Here is a 5,057-nt window from a genome sequence, read left to right as displayed (position 1 = left end):
TCCGGCCGACATACGCAAAGTGATGTATACGACCAATGCCATTGAGTCTGTAAATTCCAGCCTTAGAAAGGTCACTAAAAAGGGATTCTTTGAAAATGAAAATTCGGTATTTAAAATTTTCTATCTCAGAATTACGGGTGAACTTGCCAAGAAATGGAACAATGCTAAAATACAGAATTGGGCAAAGGTTCTGAACCAGCTATCCTGTCTTGATGAAACCAGCACAAGGATAGCTAGGTACATTAGATAATTTTTCAAAAGGGGCTTAACAAGGGTTTACACGGAATCGCGTTCACTCTCTTTATTTTTTGTAGAAACAATGAGTCAAGAGGTGTGAAAAAAGCTGACTGACTACTGTTTCTTTCAACAATTAGCATCTGTGCTATAATACCTAATGATTTATCACAACTGTTCGATAATAAATCTTCGTATAGGCTGTACCTCTCTTCTTTTGTGGGCATTTTTTGAATTAACTTAATAGCAAAATTAGTTACGATATCATCAAACCAATATTGATTATATTTTATTGGTTTTTCTGTTAAATTTATAAAAGCAGAAGTTAACATTTTTAATCGGTGAAGTGGAATCATATCAATATCAGATGTAATTCTTTCTATAACAAATTCCAAATTTCCGTCATTATTTATTTGTTCTATACTTCTTTTTAAATCAAACTTATTTATTGTGTAGATTAAATCATTTATATCAGATCTAGGTACTTTAATTTCGTCGACTGCATAGCTTAAAAATAATTTAAATTGTTGTTTTTGAACGGATTTATTAAAGTTTGCCTTTCTGGAGATACTCATCCCTATGTTGCTGGCAAAGATTGGGAAAAGAGTAGCAACGCTATTGATTGCTTGAGCAGGATCTATTCCTATCGCTTTAAATTGATCACAGAAAAAGCTCTTAACATTATCTTGATTTAACGTATAAGGATCTTTCTCAGTCCATAAGACATTAGTATTATTTGTAATCCATTCAAAAAGTTTAGGATTCAAAACTTCAATTGTAGTGATGCCTATCGTTTCTTCAAAGGGGATTTCTTCACACAAAATGCCATATCTAAAATTAAAAATATTAATTACTCTATTAATATCTCTTATAGTATATAGTATATAGATAAGGAAATATGCAATTGTCGAGTACAGTACACCAATAGTAATTATCCCTTATGGCTATATTTTTGGATACACTACGAATGCTACTGCCCAATTTGTTGTGAAAAATTTCATGCAATTTTACTTGAGAAAGTGGTGGTATTTGGAATGGTATTTGTACTATTTTTTCCAAATATTCATTACCATTATTACAGCAATCATCTTCTAGTGCGTGAGCAACAACTTCTCTGTCCATTGCCAGAATATATGTAATTTTAGGCAAATCTCCAATTTGTTTAACTATTTGAATAATATTTCTTATTTGTGAATTTGTAAGGCGATCTATATCATCAATCAGAACCACTATTTTCTTGTTAGCTTCGAGGAGCGCATCTTTTAGTTTATTTTTACAAGAATATAAATCTAGATTTCCTCTTAAGAGGTTTATCATAGAGGTACAAAAAAATTTATTCCAAGGATTTTCGTATGGAATTAATTCAAAATATTTGGAGTATTTTTTAAGAATTTTTCTGACATTTTTCATTAACGTAGCTACGTTACCACTTGAAATAGCATTTTCCAATAAATTAAAAAAATGGTGTATTAAATTATCTTGATCTGAATAGTTCCATGGTTCAAATTTGATTACGATTGTTTCGTTTTTATTGCTTTCAGATAGGCTTTCTATCTCCTCTAAAACCATATTGGCGATGGACGTTTTTCCTGTTCCCCATTTGCCATAAATTGCAATAACAAGACTATCTTCTCCATTATATTCGTATATATCTCTCCCCAATTGCGCAGAAAATGGTGCTCGACCCAATAAGTCATCTTTTTTGTTTTCTATTGCTCTATCAGCGTTAAACATATTTTACCTAAATATAATTTTTACTTTTTCACGAAATTGGAAGGGGCTTTAATCAGATTTATCGATAATAAGACTCTAATTACTCCTAAGTGATTTCAGTTGTTATGAGGTTACCACATGTACCAACAAGCTCTTTCCTCTTGGTAGATTTCACCTTCAAATTCGTAAAATACAGAAATGCCTATCCCTATTTGAAGTATTATTTATTCCGTTTTGGATTCCAGATCTTTTAATGTTATCCCTTCTGAATTCTTCCACTCAATATTACCATTGGCACTTGAGCCACAAACAAAGCAGGCAGCTCCAGAAGGTGTATTAAAGAGTATATCTTCAAGCAAAACAAAATTTTCATCAATCTGAGCTTTGTACTGTTCTCTCTTTTTCAAACCATACTCAGGACAACTTTTGGTCACCATTCTTGCAATTTTGCTACCTTTCTTTACAACGAAACCATCTGAAGTCCTAATAGCTCGAGCATCGATACCGTTATTCCTTTTGCATACAAACTCTAACTCATCATCTGAAGAATTTAAGTTACTCTTGGCCACTAATGGTTCAAAAACCTTATGTCCCAAGGTACCAACAATTACCTTTGCATAATCAATAAAATCCTCTAGTTCACTCTGTTTTTCTTCAGATGGATTTCCTGGAGTAGGTTCATTTCCGTTTTTCACATCGTATCTGTTCGCCTCTGTAGCAAGCTGGCATAAACGATGTTCCAAATAGCTAATCTCAGTTGGTCCCAATGAATCGTTTGAAGTGGTGATGGCTATAGCTTCTGTCCAGTAGTCCTTTTTTGGATTGCGGTTATGTTCCAGTAAACGGTAAAGTATCCCCTCTCCATTCTTTCGAACTCCTGCCTGGCCGACATAAACAACACTCTTTTCACTCAAATCATCTTTGCCAAATAATAAGTAAACACCGGTCTGCTTAAGCTCTTCGCGATCTTTACATAGGTCTAAAGCAGTTCGAGGTATCTTTATTACGAGACCTGTCCAGTTTGCCAAGGTACATTTAATACGACCATTAACATCGCCATCAATCAAATAAAGACTTATACATTTGCCACGAGTCATGAAACGAACTCCTTATTGTGATATGTGTTACTCTCCGTAAAAACTCTTTGTAAAAGCCTTATCAGTTTCACTAACACCAAATTCCTGATCATCAATGTCACAGTAATTTATATACAGCAAGTTTTTATCAAGCAATTCCATAAGAAAATTCTTTTGATCATCAAGAGAAAGTGCATAAAAATCATCAATATTTTCATTGATCTCTTGTGGCTTAACCTTATTGGAAATAAAGCCTAATTTCATAATGCGAGAATAAATATCTTTTACTTCTTCTTCAGTCGTTACTGATTGGATTTCTTCCACAAAATTTTGATTTAAATTTGCCAGTTCACAATAAACAAACGAGCCTCCACCTTGCCAATCAACATCTGCTGAAATACCGCCATTTTCTCCCGAGATAACCTTTTTCAAACGATTAACAGTCAATGATTTAACATATTCAAGTTGCTCAATTCCTATGTACTGTCTCCCCATTTTGTGTGCAACCGCAGCGGTAGTTCCAGACCCAAGAAAAAAATCCAAAACAAGATCGTTTTTATGTGTTGTTACCTCTAAAATGGCTTTAATCAAATTTTCAGGTTTTGCATAGTCAAATTCATCTCGACCAAATAACATATCGATTTGTGTATTACCATCAGCATTTTTGCAATTATTTAAGACATCTTTTAGGAAAGATTGAATCTGAAAATCAGATATCACAGAACTTAATTTACCATTCTTATCATCATCGGATTTAAATTTTCTAGAATAGGGTTTTGAAATATTTAAAAAATCGTAATCATCTGGGAAAACAATAGCCCCCTGTTTATAGTATTCTTCAAACGTTTCTTTTGTAACCGCCCAAGTTCTCTTCTCACTTGCTGGATATTCTTTTCCAGTTTTAGGATCTACCATGGTAAAAAAAGAATTAGGGCGTTTACTAGCGGGCTGTTGGGATGTCAAATCAGCGAGTCTCCATGGTCTTCCAGGATAATCATCTGTTTCGTAATATTGACGTTCTATAGTACGCCCCATAACATCAGTATTTTCTGAAACGTTGGTATAGACCAATAGCCAATCAAAATCCTGTGAAAAATTAAACGGAACGTCAGATTTTCCGCTCCTTGTTCTTCTTGGAATTGTACCCACAAAATGATCTGCACCGAATATATCGTCACATACTACTTTAAGATAGTGCATACCATCTTCACTGATGTTTATCCAAATCGTAGCCCCTTGACACATTAGTTTTTTAGCAATTTCAAGTCGATTCTTTAAGAACACAAGCCAGCTAGAGAAATGAAAATTCGAATTGTACTTAAATGTGTCTGTTGCACGTGAATTTTTAAAATAATAAGGTGGGTCAATATAAATACATTTTACTTTTCCTTCGTAGCGTTTTAATAAAGTTGAAAGAGCCAGTAAATTATTACCTTTTAAAATCAAATTATCGTCATTACAAAATTCTGACGTTCTACTTTCACCTTCTGTATCGCATCGAACGGCATTAATTAAAACTTTAGGATATAGCAACTTATCTATTTCAGATCTAGCTAATGCCTCGTTATAAAATATTTCCTTTCGTTTTTGTTCCTCTTTTGTCTGTCCACCTTCTAAGACGCAATCTTTGTATGGGAATACTAATTCAACTTTTCCGGAAGCTGATATTAGTTCTCCGTTCTCATCAGCAAGACCTATTTTGTTCTTGAATCTAGTGTAACTGTTATGAAACGACCTTTGTCAAGCAGAAATTTAGGCAAGACATTTTCCTCAGTGTAAGCACGGCATTGGCCACTCTGTTATACGTGGATTGGATACCTCAGGTCAATGGTTCGCCGCGAATTCTATTTGTCTGTCGTCGAGGATCACTGTTCATAGTGCCATCATAGTTACATCGTAGATAATTCAAACCTTCTTGATGAAAAACGTCTTATCTAAATCACTGTCAGTTTCAGATGTTTAAGTAATCACATCCGGCTATAAATTTACTCTAATTAAACAGTTATCAGGCATTAGCTCTCTAACTTCGTTATT

5 protein-coding genes are annotated in these 5,057 nt (G+C 33.9%); 1 reads left to right on the top strand and 4 read right to left on the bottom strand.

Annotated features, from left to right (window positions below; genetic code table 11):
- A partial coding sequence (locus BMY80_RS11715) for a transposase (RefSeq protein WP_143066536.1) occupies window positions 1–250 on the top strand: 250 nt, incomplete at its 5' end.
- 4 nt (window positions 251–254) lie between these two features.
- On the opposite strand, the gene BMY80_RS11710 is transcribed toward BMY80_RS11715, so the two are convergent.
- From BMY80_RS11710 to BMY80_RS11695, 4 genes are all read right to left on the bottom strand, one after another.
- Window positions 255–1,055, bottom strand: coding sequence for a hypothetical protein (locus tag BMY80_RS11710; RefSeq protein ID WP_093143896.1), 801 nt, complete (start codon window positions 1,053–1,055; stop codon window positions 255–257).
- 37 nt (window positions 1,056–1,092) lie between these two features.
- The gene (locus BMY80_RS11705) at window positions 1,093–1,968 is read right to left on the bottom strand and encodes a KAP family P-loop NTPase fold protein (protein ID WP_093143893.1); all 876 of its coding nucleotides are present in this window, start codon (window positions 1,966–1,968) and stop codon (window positions 1,093–1,095) included.
- A 203-nt stretch (window positions 1,969–2,171) separates the two neighbouring features.
- Window positions 2,172–3,044, bottom strand: coding sequence for a GIY-YIG nuclease family protein (locus tag BMY80_RS11700; protein WP_093143891.1), 873 nt, complete (start codon window positions 3,042–3,044; stop codon window positions 2,172–2,174).
- A gap of 27 nt (window positions 3,045–3,071) precedes the next feature.
- The gene (locus BMY80_RS11695; protein WP_218140369.1) at window positions 3,072–4,556 is read right to left on the bottom strand and encodes a site-specific DNA-methyltransferase; all 1,485 of its coding nucleotides are present in this window, start codon (window positions 4,554–4,556) and stop codon (window positions 3,072–3,074) included.
- Window positions 4,557–5,057 lie beyond the last annotated feature (501 nt).

It is taken from the genome of Ruminobacter amylophilus, assembly GCF_900115655.1.
Classification (GTDB): Bacteria; Pseudomonadota; Gammaproteobacteria; order Enterobacterales; family Succinivibrionaceae; genus Ruminobacter; species Ruminobacter amylophilus.
The sequence above is the reverse complement of the archived record's forward strand: the minus strand, read 5'-3'. Positions and strand labels throughout refer to the sequence as shown.